The organism is Streptococcus sp. GMD3S (assembly GCF_000298695.2).
Lineage (GTDB): Bacteria > Bacillota > Bacilli > Lactobacillales > Streptococcaceae > Streptococcus.
In genome coordinates this window covers 1-516 of the sequence record NZ_AJRC02000066.1, presented here as the reverse complement: position 1 = coordinate 516, position 516 = coordinate 1, and the positions used below count along the sequence as shown (strand labels likewise).

Genomic DNA, 516 nt, shown 5'->3' with positions numbered 1-516 from the left:
TCAAATCTGTATAGATAAAATGAAAACTTACTCCAGGAATAAACTTATCTTGTAATTCTTTCTCTGAAGGAGCTCGACCTAATAAACGTTCCATCGCCAATCGATAACCAGAACTTGTATTTGACCATCCTAACATAACATAGTCAAAATAATCTTTCGGATCAGATGCAGCATTTCGACTATCCAAAACCAACTCCTCAGCATCTCGCCTAAAGGCTTTCATAGCAGATAAGAGCTGACCTGTTTTAAAAATAGAAATCGCTGCATCTATAGTCGTAGTATGGCTACAGTAGTCTGAAGTCACTAGCCTCTTATGTAGATCATAAGTCGAGGCTACTCTTTTATCTGTAGGGGTAAATGGTGGCAGAAAGGGTTGCTGACAGATGTAATCTAAAATTTCTTCTTTTAAACAAGAATCAGCACACTCAATACTTGTTTGACGTTTATGAAGTTTTTCGTAAGCTATAAATTTAGCAATTTTTTCTAATTCCCACTCTTGAATATTTGGATAATCAA

At 35.7% G+C, this 516-nt stretch carries 1 pseudogene; it reads right to left on the bottom strand.

Going from position 1 to position 516, the window contains the following annotated elements:
• Positions 1–516: pseudogene (locus tag GMD3S_RS0210175) on the bottom strand (phosphate ABC transporter ATPase); the annotation flags it as partial.